This is a genomic window from Gottfriedia acidiceleris, assembly GCF_023115465.1.
GTDB lineage: Bacteria > Bacillota > Bacilli > Bacillales > Bacillaceae_G > Gottfriedia > Gottfriedia acidiceleris_B.
On sequence record NZ_CP096034.1, the window covers coordinates 19,454 to 37,160 of the forward strand.

Annotated in this window: 15 protein-coding genes, 1 tRNA gene, 2 rRNA genes, 1 other RNA gene, 1 pseudogene and 1 other annotated feature; of the genes and pseudogenes, 15 read left to right on the forward strand and 5 right to left on the reverse strand. The window is 37.3% G+C overall.

What is annotated here, in order from left to right; genetic code table 11:
* Positions 1-125 precede the first annotated feature (125 nt).
* Together MY490_RS00070 and rrf are read left to right on the forward strand one after the other, a co-directional pair.
* Positions 126-3,063: ribosomal RNA gene (locus tag MY490_RS00070) — 23S ribosomal RNA — on the forward strand.
* Positions 3,064-3,118: 55 nt separating this feature from the next.
* Positions 3,119-3,234: ribosomal RNA gene (gene rrf / locus MY490_RS00075) — 5S ribosomal RNA — on the forward strand.
* Between the two features lie 43 nt (positions 3,235-3,277).
* On the opposite strand, the gene MY490_RS00080 is transcribed toward rrf, so the two are convergent.
* Entirely contained in the window at positions 3,278-4,237 is a 960-nt protein-coding gene (locus MY490_RS00080; RefSeq protein WP_248267540.1) for a YaaC family protein, read from the reverse strand.
* A gap of 115 nt (positions 4,238-4,352) precedes the next feature.
* Between MY490_RS00080 and guaB the strand changes: the two genes are divergently transcribed.
* The 5 genes from guaB (at position 4,353) to serS (ending at position 10,492) form a co-directional block, all read left to right on the forward strand.
* The gene (gene guaB, locus MY490_RS00085; RefSeq protein ID WP_248267541.1) at positions 4,353-5,816 is read left to right on the forward strand and encodes an IMP dehydrogenase; all 1,464 of its coding nucleotides are present in this window, start codon (positions 4,353-4,355) and stop codon (positions 5,814-5,816) included.
* A gap of 112 nt (positions 5,817-5,928) precedes the next feature.
* Complete coding sequence (locus MY490_RS00090) at positions 5,929-7,257, forward strand: serine hydrolase (protein ID WP_432707055.1); 1,329 nt, start codon at positions 5,929-5,931, stop codon at positions 7,255-7,257.
* A gap of 133 nt (positions 7,258-7,390) precedes the next feature.
* A complete protein-coding gene (pdxS, locus tag MY490_RS00095) occupies positions 7,391-8,275 on the forward strand; it encodes a pyridoxal 5'-phosphate synthase lyase subunit PdxS (RefSeq protein ID WP_056471238.1) in 885 nt (294 codons plus the stop codon).
* 12 nt (positions 8,276-8,287) lie between these two features.
* Positions 8,288-8,875 (forward strand): pyridoxal 5'-phosphate synthase glutaminase subunit PdxT, encoded by a 588-nt coding sequence (gene pdxT / locus MY490_RS00100; RefSeq protein ID WP_248267543.1) that lies wholly within the window; start codon positions 8,288-8,290, stop codon positions 8,873-8,875.
* 50 nt (positions 8,876-8,925) lie between these two features.
* Positions 8,926-9,150, forward strand: a binding site (T-box leader).
* Positions 9,151-9,217: 67 nt separating this feature from the next.
* Positions 9,218-10,492: a serine--tRNA ligase gene (gene serS, locus MY490_RS00105; RefSeq protein WP_248267544.1), complete on the forward strand. Its 1,275-nt coding sequence runs from the start codon at positions 9,218-9,220 to the stop codon at positions 10,490-10,492.
* 105 nt (positions 10,493-10,597) lie between these two features.
* On the opposite strand, the pseudogene MY490_RS00110 reads toward serS, so the two are convergent.
* Positions 10,598-10,886 (reverse strand): annotated as a pseudogene (locus tag MY490_RS00110) (carbon starvation protein A); the annotation flags it as partial.
* A gap of 194 nt (positions 10,887-11,080) precedes the next feature.
* Here MY490_RS00110 and MY490_RS00115 point away from each other — a divergent pair.
* Positions 11,081-11,173, forward strand: a tRNA-Ser gene (locus MY490_RS00115).
* Positions 11,174-11,366: 193 nt separating this feature from the next.
* On the opposite strand, the gene MY490_RS00120 is transcribed toward MY490_RS00115, so the two are convergent.
* The 3 genes from MY490_RS00120 to MY490_RS00130 form a co-directional block, all read right to left on the reverse strand.
* Positions 11,367-12,041: a deoxynucleoside kinase gene (locus MY490_RS00120; protein WP_248267545.1), complete on the reverse strand. Its 675-nt coding sequence runs from the start codon at positions 12,039-12,041 to the stop codon at positions 11,367-11,369.
* Positions 12,038-12,679: a deoxynucleoside kinase gene (locus tag MY490_RS00125; protein WP_248267546.1), complete on the reverse strand. Its 642-nt coding sequence runs from the start codon at positions 12,677-12,679 to the stop codon at positions 12,038-12,040. The genes MY490_RS00120 and MY490_RS00125 overlap by 4 nt, the downstream gene beginning before the upstream one ends.
* A gap of 106 nt (positions 12,680-12,785) precedes the next feature.
* Positions 12,786-13,379 (reverse strand): cysteine hydrolase family protein, encoded by a 594-nt coding sequence (locus MY490_RS00130; RefSeq protein ID WP_248267547.1) that lies wholly within the window; start codon positions 13,377-13,379, stop codon positions 12,786-12,788.
* Between the two features lie 83 nt (positions 13,380-13,462).
* On the opposite strand from MY490_RS00130, the gene tadA reads away from it, so the two are divergent.
* From tadA to MY490_RS00165, 7 genes are all read left to right on the forward strand, one after another.
* Positions 13,463-13,936, forward strand: a complete 474-nt coding sequence (gene tadA / locus MY490_RS00135) for a tRNA adenosine(34) deaminase TadA (RefSeq protein ID WP_248267548.1) — start codon at positions 13,463-13,465, stop codon at positions 13,934-13,936.
* Between the two features lie 84 nt (positions 13,937-14,020).
* An RNA gene (gene ffs, locus MY490_RS00140) (signal recognition particle sRNA large type) lies at positions 14,021-14,285 on the forward strand.
* A gap of 121 nt (positions 14,286-14,406) precedes the next feature.
* Positions 14,407-16,092 (forward strand): DNA polymerase III subunit gamma/tau, encoded by a 1,686-nt coding sequence (gene dnaX, locus MY490_RS00145; protein WP_248267549.1) that lies wholly within the window; start codon positions 14,407-14,409, stop codon positions 16,090-16,092.
* A gap of 20 nt (positions 16,093-16,112) precedes the next feature.
* Positions 16,113-16,439: a YbaB/EbfC family nucleoid-associated protein gene (locus MY490_RS00150; RefSeq protein ID WP_432707028.1), complete on the forward strand. Its 327-nt coding sequence runs from the start codon at positions 16,113-16,115 to the stop codon at positions 16,437-16,439.
* An 11-nt stretch (positions 16,440-16,450) separates the two neighbouring features.
* Positions 16,451-17,047 (forward strand): recombination mediator RecR, encoded by a 597-nt coding sequence (recR, locus tag MY490_RS00155; protein ID WP_248267550.1) that lies wholly within the window; start codon positions 16,451-16,453, stop codon positions 17,045-17,047.
* Positions 17,048-17,070: 23 nt separating this feature from the next.
* Entirely contained in the window at positions 17,071-17,298 is a 228-nt protein-coding gene (locus tag MY490_RS00160; RefSeq protein ID WP_248267551.1) for a YaaL family protein, read from the forward strand.
* 122 nt (positions 17,299-17,420) lie between these two features.
* A complete protein-coding gene (locus tag MY490_RS00165; RefSeq protein ID WP_248267552.1) occupies positions 17,421-17,687 on the forward strand; it encodes a pro-sigmaK processing inhibitor BofA family protein in 267 nt (88 codons plus the stop codon).
* The last annotated feature ends 20 nt before the right edge of the window (positions 17,688-17,707 follow it).

A 17,707-nucleotide genomic window follows, 5' to 3' on the forward strand; every position in this document is an offset into this window, starting at 1 on the left:
CATGTATGAAATGTTTCTTCATTGTTTTGTTTAGTTTTGAGAGTTCACTCTCAATTTTGTACCTTGAAAACTAGATAATGTCATTCATTAAACTGCGTAAGTTTAATTCAATTAGTTTTAAAATTAGTTAAGTTAGAAAGGGCGCACGGTGGATGCCTTGGCACTAGGAGTCGATGAAGGACGGGACTAACACCGATATGCTTCGGGGAGCTGTAAGTAAGCTTTGATCCGGAGATTTCCGAATGGGGAAACCCACTACTCGTAATGGAGTAGTATCTTTACCTGAATACATAGGGTACTGAGGACAGACCCAGGGAACTGAAACATCTAAGTACCTGGAGGAATAGAAAGCAATAGCGATTTCCTGAGTAGCGGCGAGCGAAACGGAAGATAGCCCAAACCAAGAGGCTTGCCTCTTGGGGTTGTAGGACACTCTATACGGAGTTACAAAGGAACGGGGTAAATGAAGCGACCTGGAAAGGTCCGTCAAAGAAGGTAAAAACCCTGTAGTTGAAACCTCGTTCCCTCTTGAGTGGATCCTGAGTACGGCGGAACACGTGAAATTCCGTCGGAATCTGGGAGGACCATCTCCCAAGGCTAAATACTACCTAGTGACCGATAGTGAACCAGTACCGTGAGGGAAAGGTGAAAAGCACCCCGGAAGGGGAGTGAAAGAGAACCTGAAACCGTGTGCTTACAAATAGTCAGAGCTCGTTAACGAGTGATGGCGTGCCTTTTGTAGAATGAACCGGCGAGTTACGATCCCGTGCAAGGTTAAGTTGAAGAGACGGAGCCGCAGCGAAAGCGAGTCTGAATAGGGCGATATAGTACGTGGTCGTAGACCCGAAACCGAGTGATCTACCCATGTCCAGGATGAAGTTCAGGTAACACTGAATGGAGGTCCGAACCCACGCACGTTGAAAAGTGCGGGGATGAGGTGTGGGTAGCGGAGAAATTCCAATCGAACTCGGAGATAGCTGGTTCTCCCCGAAATAGCTTTAGGGCTAGCCTTATGTGTTAGAGTCTTGGAGGTAGAGCACTGATTGGACTAGGGGCCCCCAACGGGTTACCGAATTCAGTCAAACTCCGAATGCCAATGACTTATCCATAGGAGTCAGACTACGAGTGATAAGATCCGTGGTCAAGAGGGAAACAGCCCAGACCGCCAGCTAAGGTCCCAAAGTATACGTTAAGTGGAAAAGGATGTGGAGTTGCTTAGACAACCAGGATGTTGGCTTAGAAGCAGCCACCATTTAAAGAGTGCGTAATAGCTCACTGGTCGAGTGACTCTGCGCCGAAAATGTAACGGGGCTAAACGTATCACCGAAGCTGCGGATTGATACCGTATGGTATCAGTGGTAGGGGAGCGTTCTAAGGGCGTTGAAGCTAGATCGTAAGGACTGGTGGAGCGCTTAGAAGTGAGAATGCCGGTATGAGTAGCGAAAGACGGGTGAGAATCCCGTCCACCGTATGCCTAAGGTTTCCTGGGGAAGGCTCGTCCTCCCAGGGTTAGTCAGGACCTAAGCCGAGGCCGAAAGGCGTAGGCGATGGACAACAGGTTGATATTCCTGTACCACCTCATTTCCGTTTGAGCGATGGAGGGACGCAGAAAGATAGGGTAAGCGCGCTGCTGGATATGCGCGTCCAAGCAATTAGGCTGATGTGTAGGCAAATCCGCACATCATAAGGCTGAGTTGTGATGGCGAGGGAAATATAGTACCGAAGTTCCTGATTCTACGCTGCCAAGAAAAGCTTCTAGCGAGGAAATAGGTGCCTGTACCGCAAACCGACACAGGTAGGCGAGGAGAGAATCCTAAGGTGAGCGAGAGAACTATGGTTAAGGAACTCGGCAAAATGACCCCGTAACTTCGGGAGAAGGGGTGCTCTTTTGGGTGTATGCCCGGGAGAGCCGCAGTGAAAAGGCCCAAGCGACTGTTTAGCAAAAACACAGGTCTCTGCGAAGCCGCAAGGCGAAGTATAGGGGCTGACGCCTGCCCGGTGCTGGAAGGTTAAGAGGAGGGGTTATCCCTTACGGGAGAAGCTCTGAATTGAAGCCCCAGTAAACGGCGGCCGTAACTATAACGGTCCTAAGGTAGCGAAATTCCTTGTCGGGTAAGTTCCGACCCGCACGAAAGGCGTAACGATTTGGGCACTGTCTCAACCATAGACTCGGTGAAATTATAGTACCTGTGAAGATGCAGGTTACCCGCGACAGGACGGAAAGACCCCGTGGAGCTTTACTGCAGCTTGATATTGAATTTTGGTACAGCTTGTACAGGATAGGTAGGAGCCTGAGAAGCCGGAGCGCTAGCTTCGGTGGAGGCGTCGGTGGGATACTACCCTGGCTGTATTGAAATTCTAACCTAGAGCCGTGATCCGGCTCGGAGACAGTGTCAGGTGGGCAGTTTGACTGGGGCGGTCGCCTCCTAAAGAGTAACGGAGGCGCCCAAAGGTTCCCTCAGAATGGTTGGAAATCATTCGAAGAGTGTAAAGGCATAAGGGAGCTTGACTGCGAGACCTACAAGTCGAGCAGGGACGAAAGTCGGGCTTAGTGATCCGGTGGTTCCGCATGGAAGGGCCATCGCTCAACGGATAAAAGCTACCCCGGGGATAACAGGCTTATCTCCCCCAAGAGTCCACATCGACGGGGAGGTTTGGCACCTCGATGTCGGCTCATCGCATCCTGGGGCTGTAGTCGGTCCCAAGGGTTGGGCTGTTCGCCCATTAAAGCGGTACGCGAGCTGGGTTCAGAACGTCGTGAGACAGTTCGGTCCCTATCCGTCGTGGGCGCAGGAAATTTGAGAGGAGCTGTCCTTAGTACGAGAGGACCGGGATGGACACACCGCTGGTGTACCAGTTGTTCTGCCAAGAGCATGGCTGGGTAGCTATGTGTGGAAGGGATAAGTGCTGAAAGCATCTAAGCATGAAGCCCCCCTCAAGATGAGATTTCCCATAGCGTTAAGCTAGTAAGACCCCTGAGAGACGATCAGGTTGATAGGTCAGAGGTGGAAGCGTGGTGACACGTGGAGCTGACTGATACTAATCGGTCGAGGACTTAACTAACAAGTTTGATGATGACATTATCTAGTTTTGAGGGTACGAAGTACAACTCTATAAATCAGGTGATTAGTGCGAAGAGGTCACACCCGTTCCCATACCGAACACGGCAGTTAAGCTCTTCAGCGTCGATGGTAGTTGGGGGTTTCCCCCTGTGAGAGTAGAACGTCGCCTGGTAAATGAAAAACATCAGCTAATAGGCTGATGTTTTTTTGCGTTATTATGTAGTTAAAAAACGATGAATTAAATAAGGGATTTTTTGTTCTGTTGTTGTTAAAAATTGATTTATTAAAGGATAATCGTCAGTAGAATAGGTCTGTAAAAGTTCACACCACCAGTCAGTTTCATAGCGACAAATCATACTCAAGTTATACAAAAGTAGATAGTGATATAGAATTTCAGGTAATAATAAAAGCGCTTCCTTTTGTGATTTTAAAAGATAACTTTGATTTAATATATTAAAATAAAATGGTGCTTTATTTAAAATTTTATCAGGAAAATTTGATTTAACTTTAATTTGCTTTTGATTCTGTTCAACAATTACAATATCTATGGAAGCTTGCTTTGATTGAAGAAATGAAATAAAACGTTCTGAAGTAAAATGATAGGATGACAAAATTTGTTCAGGTAGAGTGATTACATCATGATCAACAGTAACTGGGAGAAATAAATTGCCTTTTTTGGTAATTTTAAGAACCTTATTTAATTCAGGTATCGATTGTAAAAGCTGAAGCATTGTAAACTTTTCACTTTCTAAATTATTTAAATTAAATAATACTTTAGAAGCATGAGTAAATAATCCATTTTTCTGGATTTTAACTTCGTCATCAACAAAAGAGTATCCTACTTTTTTTATTTTTCTTGAGGTAACACCGTGAGCCAGGATGGAAGTGGTACTTGGGTAATCAGGATCTACGGTGAGGATACAAGCTTTTAATAATTGTACAAGCCCATAAAACAGTAATGTAGGTTTTACATTAATTTGAGAATTTTGAGCTGCATGAAAATAACTTTTCCCATGCTCAATATAATATAAAAACGGATAAGCATTACGGAAAGCCTTCGTTTTTTGTTCCTTGGAATTTGTTCGTTCATATTTTGTTTGAAGATAGTTTTTTGAATATTGTGCAGAGCTAAAATAACATAGCTCATCCCAAACATTACTATACGAGTATAACATAAGAGAGGAACTCCTTATTAACTGAATATTTAAACATAATTTGACTTCCTTGACAGTGTTTTATCCTATTGTTAATCTACTAATAATATTTATACGTGTATAGGGGGGCTTTTTTATGTGGGAATCAAAATTCGTAAAAGAAGGACTTACTTTTGATGATGTTTTACTAGTTCCAGCGAAATCTGAAGTACTTCCAAATCAAGTTGATGTAAGTGTGAGATTAACTGAGAAAATTCAATTAAATATTCCATTAATCAGCGCAGGAATGGATACAGTTACAGAAGCAGATATGGCTATTGCAATGGCTAGACAAGGTGGATTAGGTATCATCCACAAAAATATGTCAATTGAAGAGCAAGCTGAACAGGTAGACAAAGTAAAGCGTTCTGAAAGTGGTGTAATTGATGATCCATTCTTCTTAACACCGACTCATAAAGTAGCAGACGCTGAATATTTAATGGGTAAATATCGTATTTCAGGTGTACCGATCGTAAACGATACAGAGAATAGAAAATTAGTAGGTATTTTAACAAATCGTGATTTACGTTTTATTCAAGATTATTCAATTGTTATTTCAGATGTTATGACAAAAGAAAATCTAGTAACTGCTCCTGTTGGAACTACACTTGCAGAAGCAGAAAAAATTCTTCAAAAACATAAAATTGAAAAGCTACCCCTAGTTAATGAAGACGGTACTTTAAAGGGCCTAATTACAATTAAGGATATTGAAAAAGTAATTGAGTTTCCAAACTCAGCGAAAGATCAACAAGGACGATTACTTGTAGGTGCAGCAGTAGGAGTAACAAAAGATGCACTTCAAAGAGTAGAGTTTTTAGTGAAAGCTAATGTCGATGTAATTGTAATTGATACAGCACATGGTCACTCTAAAGGCGTTATTGAAAAAGTACAAGAAATTAGAAGTAGATTCCCAGATTTGGCAATAATCGCTGGTAATGTTGCAACAGGTGAAGCAACTAAAGAACTTATTGAAGCTGGAGCAGATATCGTAAAGGTTGGTATTGGACCAGGTTCTATCTGTACTACTCGTGTTGTTGCTGGAGTAGGTGTTCCTCAACTAACTGCAGTTTATGATTGTGCTTCTGTAGCTAGAGAGTACGGAGTTCCTATTATTGCAGATGGTGGTATTAAATACTCTGGAGATATCGTTAAAGCTCTTGCAGCTGGTGGACATGTAGTTATGTTAGGTAGTATGTTTGCTGGTGTACAAGAAAGCCCTGGTGAAACAGAAATCTTCCAAGGTAGACAATTTAAAGTATACCGTGGTATGGGTTCTGTTGGAGCAATGGAAAGAGGAAGTAAAGATCGTTATTTCCAAGAGGGTAATAAAAAACTAGTTCCTGAAGGTATCGAAGGACGTGTTCCATATAAAGGCCCATTAGCTGATACAGTTCACCAACTAATTGGTGGAATTAGAGCTGGTATGGGTTACTGTGGTACTGCTACATTAAAAGAATTAAGAGATAACGCACAGTTTATTCGTATGTCTGGTGCTGGATTACGTGAAAGTCATCCACACGATGTTCATATTACAAAAGAAGCACCAAATTACTCACTATAATAATTTAAGCAATCTACCTAGGGCAATTACAAGAAATTGTAGTTGCCTATTTTTTGGGAAATAAATGTGTTAAAATGTACAAGTGAGATTAAAGGTTGGAGGTAAAACAGTGATTGGAAAGAAAATACTAACGAAATTGATCGTAATAGCATTAGCGATAACTATAATTATCCCAATGAATTTACGACCTGTTGCTGCAGAGGATGTTTTAGGCATTCAAGCTAAAGCTGCAATTTTAGTTGATGCAAATTCAGGGAAAATATTATATGAAAAAAATTCAAAAGCTCCATTACCGATTGCAAGTATGTCTAAAATGATGACAGAGTATCTAGTTAATGAAGCGATAAAAAATGGAAAAATTTCTTGGGACGAGAAGGTAACAGTTTCTGATTATGCTCATAAAATCTCCCAAAACACTGGATTATCTAACGTACCACTTGAATTAGGTGGTCAATATACAGTTAGAGAATTATACGAAGCAGCTGCTATTTATTCAGCAAACGGTGCGACAATAGCACTAGCAGAAAAAATTGGTGGATCTGAGAAAAACTTCGTCCAATTAATGATCGCTAAAGCAAAGCAATTAGGCTTAGGAGACGTTAAATTTGTTAATGCTACTGGTTTAGTAAACAAAGACTTACAAGGTATGCAACCAGAGGGAACTTCCCTTACTGATGAAAATATTATGTCAGCAAACGGTGTTGCAAAATTAGCTTATAATCTAATCAAAACATATCCTGAAGTACTTCAAACTTCTTCAATTCCAAAGAAAACATTCCAAGAGGGCGGAAAATATCCAGTAAAAATGGATAACTGGAACTGGATGTTACCAGGATTAGTATTTCAGTACCCAGGTATGGATGGATTAAAAACAGGTTCAACAGATTCTGCAGGCTTCTGTTTTACTGGAACTGCTAAAAGAGACGGTCAACGTTATATTACTGTTGTAATGGGGGCAAACTCTTATAACTCAAGATTTAGTGAAACAGCTAAATTAATGGATTACGGGTTCAGTAACTTCGAAAAGGTTACATTAGTTTCAAAAGGACAAACAATAAAAGGTAATAAAACAGTAAAAGTAGTTAAAGGTAAAGATAAAGAAGTAAAAGTGGTAGCAAAAGACGACGTTACTTTAGCTGTAAAACGCGGTGAAGCTAAAAATTATAAAGCAACAGTCCAATTATCAGGTAAGTCAATCGATAAGGATGGCAATATTAAAGCTCCAATTAAAAAAGGTACTAAGGTTGGACAAATAGTGGTTAAATCTTCAAAGAATGAAGATTTAGGATTTATCAATACTAATAATCAATCGTACGATTTAGTAGTTGATAAAAGTGTTGATAAAGCAAATTGGCTAGTTTTATCATTTAGAGGAATTGGATCATTTTTTGGAAATTTATGGGATAGTATCATAAGCGGAATTGGTGGTTTATTTAAATAAATTTCTATATAAATATATCAGTAATTGTTAAGTTGTCATTTTTTCAGTAAAATAAAAGTAAGGTAACTTTAACTAGGGGAAGAGAAATACTAAAATGTTACCAAGTAAGCTTTAATAATGGAGGGGCATAACAATGAATTTAACAGGAACAGAACGTGTAAAACGCGGCATGGCAGAAATGCAAAAAGGCGGCGTTATTATGGACGTAGTAAATGCTGAGCAAGCTAAAATTGCAGAAGCTGCTGGTGCAGTAGCAGTAATGGCATTAGAAAAGGTACCATCTGACATTCGTGCAGCTGGTGGAGTAGCTCGTATGGCTGATACAAGTATTACTGAGGAAATTCTTAACGCTGTTAGTATTCCTGTAATGGCTAAAGCACGTATTGGACATATCGTTGAAGCGCGTGTTTTAGAAGCAATGGGAGTAGATTACATCGATGAGAGTGAAGTATTATCTCCAGCAGATGATATCTTCCATATTAATAAATCAGATTACACTGTTCCATTCGTTTGTGGTTGCCGTAACTTAGGTGAAGCACTTCGTCGTATTGGTGAAGGCGCATCTATGCTACGTACAAAAGGTGAGCCAGGTACTGGGAACATTGTAGAAGCAGTACGTCACTTACGCCAAATTAACGGAGAAATCCGCAAAGTAGTTGGTTTATCTCGTGATGAATTAATGGTTGAAGCTAAAAACCTTGGCGCTCCATTTGAATTATTACTTCAAATTAAAGAGCTTGGTCGTTTACCAGTTGTTAACTTTGCGGCTGGCGGCGTAGCAACACCTGCAGACGCAGCTTTAATGATGGAATTAGGAGCTGACGGTGTATTCGTAGGATCTGGTATCTTCAAGTCAGAAAACCCTGAGAAATTTGCTCGTGCGATTGTACAAGCTACTACTCACTATCAAGATTATGAATTAATCGCTAACCTTTCTAAAAACTTAGGTCCTGCTATGAAAGGTATCGACATGAGACAACTTGCTGCAGCAGATCGTATGCAAGATCGTAGCATTTAAGTTGGTGAATTTATGAAAATAGGTGTATTAGCATTACAAGGTGCAGTTCAAGAACATATAAATGCAATTAAAGCATGTGGTGCTGAAGCTGTTATCGTGAAACGTGTAGACCATTTAGATGGACTTAATGGTATTGTATTACCTGGTGGAGAGAGCACTGCAATGCGTAAGTTACTTGACCACGTTGGGTTATTAGAACCATTAAAAGAGAAAATCGAAAATGGTTTACCAGCATTCGGTACATGTGCAGGCATGATCTTACTTTCAAAAGAGATTGCAAATGATGACACGGTGCATCTAGGAGTTATGGATATGGTAGCTGAACGTAATGCTTATGGTAGACAAGTGGATAGTTTTGAAGTAAACATCCCAATTAATGGTGTATGTGAAGACTACCCAGCTGTATTTATCAGAGCACCATTTATTCGTTCAGTATCAGGTGATGCAGAAGTTATTGCAGAACATGAGGGGAATATTGTAGCAGTTAGACAAAATCACATGTTAGCAGCATCTTTTCATCCAGAATTAACGAATGATTACCGTTTTATGAATTACTTTGTAGAGATGGTTAAAGAAAAAAGTGCAAATTTAAGTATGTAACTATTGAAAAAAGTAAAAGCTTATAGTAAATTATTATATAATTTAAATTGTTTAAAGTGATGAAAGAAAATAGTAGCAAGTTCTAAATTTATAGAGAGTCGGTGGTTGGTGCAAACCGATAATGAAGACTTGTGAATCCATTCTTGAGCGGGTTACGGAATGCTGTAAAGCTAGTAAGTAACTCCGGTACTATAGTCCGTTAACTATACTAAGGTGGAAGGATTAATATTAATTCTTCAATTAGGGTGGCAACGCGGGTAGCTCTCGTCCCTTTTATGGGATGAGGGCTTTTTTGTATTTATTTTTATCCTTTAGACAATAAAAGAATAGGAGGAATTAAAAATGTTAGACATTAAATTATTACGTAGTAATTTTGAAGATGTTAAAACAAAACTTCAGTTACGTGGTGGCGACATAAGCTATATCGAAAAATTTGAAGACTTAGATTTAAACCGTAGAGAACTACTTGTTCAGGTTGAAGGTTTAAAAAGCCGACGGAATGAAGTTAGCCAAGAAATTAGTGTATTAAAGCGTGAGAAAAAAGATGCAGAAGCACTAATTGTTGAGATGAGAGAAGTTGGAGATAAAATTAAAGCTTTAGATGAAGAGATTAGAACTTTAGAAGAACAACTAGATGCTATTTTATTTACAATTCCCAACTTAGTTAGTGATTCAGTACCAGTTGGATTAACAGAAGACGATAATGTTGAAATTCGTAGAATAGGTGAAGTTCGTACATTTGATTTTGAACCTAAGGCACATTGGGACTTAGGAGTAGATTTAGACATTTTAGACTTCGAACGTGGAGCAAAAGTTACTGGTAGCCGTTTTACTTTCTATAAAGGCTTAGGAGCTAGACTTGAACGTGCCTTAATCAGCTTTATGTTAGATCTTCACACAGAGGAGCATGGATACACTGAAGTATTACCTCCAAACCTTGTAAATCGTGCTAGCATGATCGGCACAGGACAACTACCAAAATTTGAAGAAGACGCATTCCGTATCGAGAAAGAAGACTTTTTCTTAGTACCAACTGCAGAAGTACCTGTAACAAACTATCACCGTGACGAAATTCTTGATGCTGCTCAATTACCGATTGCATATACTGCATATAGCGCATGTTTCCGTTCTGAGGCAGGTTCTGCTGGTCGTGACACACGAGGATTAATTCGCCAACATCAATTTAATAAAGTTGAACTAGTGCGCTTTGTAAAACCTGAAGATTCTTATATTGAGTTAGAAAAATTAACAGGTCAAGCTGAAAAAGTTCTTCAATTATTAGGATTACCATACCGTGTCATTACATTATGTGCTGGAGATATTGGATTTTCTTCTGCAAAAACGTACGACATTGAAGTTTGGTTACCAAGCTATGATGCATACAAAGAAATTTCTTCTTGTAGTAACTTTGAGGCGTTCCAAGCAAGAAGAGCGAATATACGCTTTAGACGTGATCCGAAAGGAAAACCAGAATTTGTTCATACATTAAACGGCTCTGGTCTAGCAATTGGACGAACGGTTTCTGCAATTTTAGAAAACTACCAACAAGCAGATGGCTCAGTAATTATTCCTGAAGTTCTTCGTCCATATATGGGTGGAAAAGAAGTAATTAAATAATTAAAAAAGCAGATGGTATTTGAGAAATAATTCTCAGGTCCATCTGCTTTTTATTTCGATCGTTTTAACATTAATTTTATAATTAGGAGTGTTCCACAATTCCATTCATTTCTTAATAGCCTTAATTATAATCAATTCACCTAAAACTAACATAATGATAGATAAGACACCATCTAACATAATATAACCGGCAGTATTATGGTTTAAGTAAACATTTTTGGTCATCCAGTATCCTGCATAATTTATAGTGATGAATAGATAGGCAAGAGGAAGCAAACAGGTAAGCATATACAAACGTTTATCAGTTATCTTTAATAGTACTGTTGCCCCTATGATTAATCCAATAGAAGCCATGATTAGATACTCCAAATAATGACCAGATTGATCCAATATCCTAGTACCATTATAAATACAAATGAATTTCTTTATATTTTTTCTGCTTATAAAAAAGATGTATATTTTAATAGTTAGATGACGATAATACTTGTTGTAAAAAGGTTGTTTTTATTTCTAGAAAAAAATTATATTTTTTTTAGAAGAATGCTTGACCTTATTTTTTTCGTATGGTATTATAAATCTTGTCAATACGGAGTAATACCCAAGTCTGGCTGAAGGGATCGGTCTTGAAAACCGACAGGGGTGTAACAGCCCGCGGGGGTTCGAATCCCTCTTACTCCTCCATTTTTTTAAAATTAAAAGAGTGCATATATATTGTAGGCTCGTTACATTATTGTAACGAGTTTTTTGTGTATTTATTTTGGTCTTATGCAGTTACACAACAAAGAAAAAGCTGCAAACTTTACATGATACAGTTTGCAGCCTTTATATTTATACAAATTATGATATCGTCTTACTTTAAAAACACATTAGATTATTATCTTGATTTCATATATTTTTGTGAATGATTTAGTACGTTTCCAATCTTCTTAACGATTTCTTCTACAGAAGATTCATTTTTAATTAAATCATACTCGCTAATACTCAAACGAAGTACAGGACAAGCGTTAAAGTTATTAATCCAGTTTTCGTAACGAGTATTCATTTCTTTCCAATATTCAATAGGAGTTTGTTGCTCCATTGGACGTCCACGCTCTTTAATTCGCTCAACAACTTCTTCAAATGTTCCTTCTAAGTAAATTAATAAATCAGGAGCTGGGAAATAAGGTGACATAACCATAGCATCAAAAAGGCTAGTATATGTTTCGTAGTCTACTTCACTCATCGTTCCTTTTTCGTAATGCATTTTCGCAAAGATGCCAGTATCCTCATAAATCGAACGGTCTTGTATAAATCCGCCGCCGTATTCAAACATTCTTTTTTGTTCTTTGAATCGCTCTGCTAAGAAGTATATTTGTAAATGAAAGCTCCAACGAGCAAAATCTTGATAAAATTTATCTAGGTATGGGTTTGTATCTACTTTTTCAAATGATGTACGAAAGTTTAGTGCATCTGCAAGCGCATTGGTCATAGTAGATTTTCCTACACCTACTGTCCCAGCAATTGTAATAACTGCATCGTTTCGTATTCCGTATTTTTCACGTAAATTCATATACTTCTTAGCTCCTTTTGTAAGGTGTTTTCTAACGATTCAAGTATCATCGTTAAATCTCTCGGGTTATTAACGAAGTCAATTTGATCACCGTCAAATGTTAGTACTGGAATTTCAGGATAATTAGCTTGAAATTCTTTCATGTGTGTTTCGTAATCTTCAATTAACTGAAGTAGGTACTGGTCCTCGATCAATTGTTCGAATTCTCTCCCGCGAAGTTGAATACGCTTTTGTAGCGTCTCAAGGCTTGCCGTTAAGTAAATAATCACATTTGGCTTTGGCATATCCTCAGTTAATATTTGATATATTTTTAAATATTTATCATGCTGCTTATCTTTTAATGTTCTGCTAGCAAAAATTAAATTCTTAAGGATGTGGTAGTCTGCAACCACTGGAATCGATTTATTAAGAAACATTCTGTCTATATCTTCTAATTGTTTAAATCGATTACAAAGGAAAAACATTTCTGTTTGGAAACTCCACTCTTCAATGTCCGTATAAAACTTACCCAAAAAAGGATTTTCATCTACAATTTCTTTTAATAGTTCATAATGAAAGTGTTCAGAGATCGCTTTGGATAGAGATGTTTTTCCGACACCAATTGGTCCTTCTACTGTTATAAAAGGTACACGTATCATCTCTTGTCCTCCTTACTAGTCAATTTCCGTATCATACTCAAAAAACATACAGAAACTATTTTAACATACTGTAGTCAGACGGAATACCATTTTTAAAATTTTCCAATTACTGATCATTGTTGCTCACTAAATGATCGATCATTTCTTCTATTTCTTCAGTTTGAATAACCGTTGCATTTAAAATGTCCTTCATCATATAAATTGCAACCTTCTCATCATAATCTGTAACCGAGGAAATTGCATCTTGAGGTATAATTAAGTTATAATCCCGCATAAATGCATCATTTGCTGTAAAAAGTACACAACGATTTCCTGCAACACCTACTATAACTAAATGGGTAATGGTTAATTTTTTAAGTAATTCATCTAAATTTGTTAAGTAAAAACCTGAGTAGTTAGGCTTAAAGATAAAATAATCTTTTTTGTTTGGTTGTATATGTTTTATTATTTCGTAGCTTAGAGGGTTTAGACAATGCTTAATAAGTTTTTCTTTAGTCGGGTTTTTGATTTTATAATGATCATTAACATATATAGTAGGAAGTTTTTTGTCTTTAAAAATGTCTCTTATGTAATTTATTTTCGGAACCATATGGATCGATTTTTCCGCAAGAACACTTCCATGTTTAAATGTAAATGAGTTGATTAAATCGACAATTAATAATGCAGGCATCTGCTTGGCTTTATGATTTGAAGAATTCAATCGGCTTCACTCCAATCTATGATTAGTTTATCTACTCGTAAAAAGAATATTTGTTTGTTTAAAGAAATAAAGAGGTGTAAAGTTTGAATAATGATGAGTTTTATATGAAGTTGGCAATAGAAGAAGCACTAAAAGCAAAGCAAATAGGGGAAGTACCTATTGGAGCTGTATTGGTTTACAACGACCAAGTCATTGCACGAGGTTATAATTTACGTGAAACAAAACAAACAGCTTTAGGTCACGCAGAAATGAGTACAATAGAAGATGCGTGTAAAATCATGGATTCTTGGCGATTAGAGGAAACATCCCTTTATGTAACGCTGGAACCTTGTCCAATGTGTGCGGGAGCCATCGTTCAATCAAGAATTCCAAGAGTCGTTTATGGTGCAAAAGACCCGAAGGCAGGATGTGGTGGATCAATATATAATCTTTTGCAAGAAGATCGATTTAATCATCGTTGTGAAGTTAGTTCGGGTATATTAGAAGAAGAATGTGGTAAATTATTAACAGATTTCTTTAGAGAGCTGCGATCTAGAAAGAAAAATTTACCTTCATAAGGACAAGGATTGATTTTTTATTTCGCATCGTATATACTTTAAATACCGCTTCAATCAGCGGTATAAAATTAGGTTTTAACTTTGCCGTGCTAGGTGGGGAGGTAGCGGTGCCCTGTACTCGCAATCCGCTCTAGCGAGACTGAATTCCACTCCGAGGTGTATCTATTTCAGGGTCTGCCTTAAATAAGTGGTGTTGACGTCTGGGTCCTACGCAACGAGAACTCATGAACCTTGTCAGGTCCGGAAGGAAGCAGCAATAAGTGAGCCATCTCGTGTGCCGTAGGGGTGCCTGGGCCGAGCTAACTGTTTAAGTAACGCCTGGGGTAGTGCATCGACGAGTGGTGCACGGCAGTAACTTTATAAAAACTCACTCAATTTTGAGTGAGTTTTTTTGTTTTCTTTAAAATATTTTCCATGAATTCATTACATAGGGTATAATAATGATGACTTTGTAAGAAGGAGGAAACCAATTGACTTATCAAGCATTATATCGTTTGTGGAGACCGCAGCAATTTAAAGATGTCGTAGGTCAAGATCATATTATACGAACGTTACAAAACTCCCTTCTTCAGCAAAAAGTATCACATGCATATTTGTTTACAGGTCCGCGTGGAACAGGTAAAACGAGTACAGCTAAAATCTTTGCAAAAGCTTTAAATTGTGAACATGCACCTACTAATGAGCCTTGTAATGAGTGTGCCATTTGTAAAGGAATTACTGATGGATCAATTTCAGATGTAATTGAGATTGATGCTGCATCAAACAATGGTGTAGATGAAATACGTGATATTCGAGAAAAAGTTAAATATGCTCCTTCTGTAGGCAAATTTAAAGTGTACATAATAGATGAGGTCCATATGTTATCAATAGGGGCTTTTAATGCATTATTAAAAACATTAGAAGAGCCTCCAAGTCACGTTATCTTTATATTAGCTACTACTGAACCACATAAAATACCATTGACGATTCTTTCGAGATGTCAACGTTTTGATTTTCATAAGATAAGTGCTCAAACGATTTCAGATCGATTGACAGTTGTTCTGAATCACCAGCAAACAGCAATTGAACCAGAAGCTTTGATGATGCTATCTCGTGCTGCTGAAGGTGGAATGAGGGATGCACTCAGCATTCTAGATCAAGCTATCTCGTATAGCGATGAATCCATTTCATTAGATGATGTTTTAGCGGTAACAGGCACAGTGGCTCAAGAGCGTTTAATATCCGTTGTTTCAGCAATAATAGATGGTAATGTGTCAGTTTGTCTGACTAATATTGAAGAACTATTAAACCAAGGTAAAGACCCAGTTCGGTTTATAGAAGATTTAACAGTTTATTATCGAGATATTCTATTATATAGGCACTCACCAAGTACAATTGAGTTACTTGAGAGAGCAACAGTTAGTGACCGATTTAAAGAGCTTTGCGATGCATACAATGATGAGTTAGTTTATCAGATTATCGCTTCATTAAGTAAAAGTCAGCAAGAAATGAAATGGACTAATCATCCGAGAGTTTTACTTGAGGTAGCAATTGTACAACTTTGTCAAAAAGCTTCCATGAGCGGTATCGGTAAAAAACAGGACGAGCTGACACCATTAATTAATAAAATTAACGCTCTTGAAAAAGAAATGAAATTTTTAAAGGAAAATGGTATTACAGTAAGTGGAACAAATGATTCCCCTACTAGTCCAAAAACGAAATCGACTACATCTCGTTCGAAAATACCAAGTAGCCTAATACAAGGTGTATTAAGAGCTGCTTCTAAACCAGAAAAAAATAAAGTTTTAGCAGTTTGGACATCACTTCAAGATCAATTAAGGCAACAAAATAAAGTTTCTACTGCGACATTAGTTTCTTATGGTGAAGTTGTGGCAGCTTCATCTGAACAGTGTATTGTTGCTTTTAAATCAGAGACAATATGTGATTTAATCAATAATAATGGTGAACAAGAGCACTTAACAACGATTAATCAAACATTATCAAATTTATTAGGTGCAGAAATGAATATGTTAGCAATTCCCGAAGAAGATTGGAGATCGACTAGGGATTCATTTTTAAATACAACAAAACAAAAAGAGACTTCAACAGAAGTTTCACCAATCGTACAAGAGGCAATCAATCTTGTAGGTGAAGATTTAGTAATAATTAAAGAATAACTATATTGGAGGAAATGAAAATGATGCGTGGCGGAATGGGCAATATGAATAATATGATGAAACAAATGCAAAAAATGCAAAAACAAATGGAACAAGCACAAAATGAATTAAACGAGCGTACATTTGTTGGTACAGCTGGTGGTGGAATGGTAACTGTTACAGCTAATGGATTAAAACAAATTGTTGAAGTTACTATTAAGGAAGAAGTAGTAGATCCAGATGATATTGAAATGCTACAAGATTTAGTTTTAACTGCAACTAATGATGCTATTAAACAAATTGAAGATGAAACAGCTAAAACAATGGGGCAGTTTACTAAAGGAATGAATATTCCAGGATTATTTTAAGGGTAAGACAAATGCATTACCCTGAGCCGATATCCAAATTAATAGATAGTTTTATGAAATTGCCAGGGATTGGTCCCAAGACGGCCGTTCGACTGGCATTTTTTATGTTAGATATGAAGCAAGACGACGTATTAGACTTTGCAAAATCAATGATAGATGCGAAAAGAAAATTACAATACTGTTCAGAATGTGGCCATATAACTGATCAAGACCCTTGTTATATTTGTAGTGATCAACATCGAGACCAATCTACGATATGTGTAGTGCAAGATACGAAAGATGTTATTGCTATGGAAAAAATGAGAGAATATCAAGGTTTATATCATGTACTTCATGGTGCAATTTCTCCTATGGAGGGAGTTGGACCTGAAGACATTAAAATTATGGAATTATTGAGCAGACTAAAAGATGATGTAGTTCAAGAAATTATTTTAGCTACCAACCCGAATATAGAGGGTGAAGCAACTGCTATGTATATTTCTAGGCTATTAAAATCTACGGGTATAAAAATTACTCGAATCGCACATGGTCTACCAGTAGGCGGAGACTTAGAATATGCAGATGAGGTTACACTCTCGAAAGCTCTGGAAGGTAGAAGAGAACTTTAGAAACTGATTAATGGAGAGAGACCATGGGTTTTTTTCGAAAAAAAGGAAAGATTCGTAAAGAATTTGATGAAAAGTTAGTTGATAGACTACATGACTACAAAGACATTTACTTAAGTCAGGTCGAGTTAATGGAAAGAAGTGTAGATCCACCAGAGGATCTATTAATTCATGTTAAGCTTTACCAAGCCAAATATTTCTTCTTATTAAAAGAAGCAAAGGCTAGAAATGTTTTAATAACAAAAATGAAATAGGTAAAAGAGTTTATTGTTTAGGCAATAGGCTCTTTTTTATTAATGTTTTTTGTCATTGATTAGTTTCTTTTCTCATACAATCTTAGTAAAAGGTGTACAAGTTATATGAGGGGAGTTTTTTTGTGGTGAATAGTATTATTATGATTTCAGTTGTATTGTTTGTAATCTTATTTTTATTATTAGTAGGTCTACCAGTTAAAGCTTTAAAACTAATTAGCAAATACGTACTAAGAGGCATTGTATGTGTCATGATTGTATTTATACTAAACTATGCTTTAGCTTCGAATAATTTTCATATTCCAATTAATCCTGTTACTTGTGCATTCTTAAGTGTATTAGGTGTTCCAGGTATTGTAGCGTTAAGTGTAATTGGTATTTATATCGTATAAAAAAATATATAAAAAAGTTT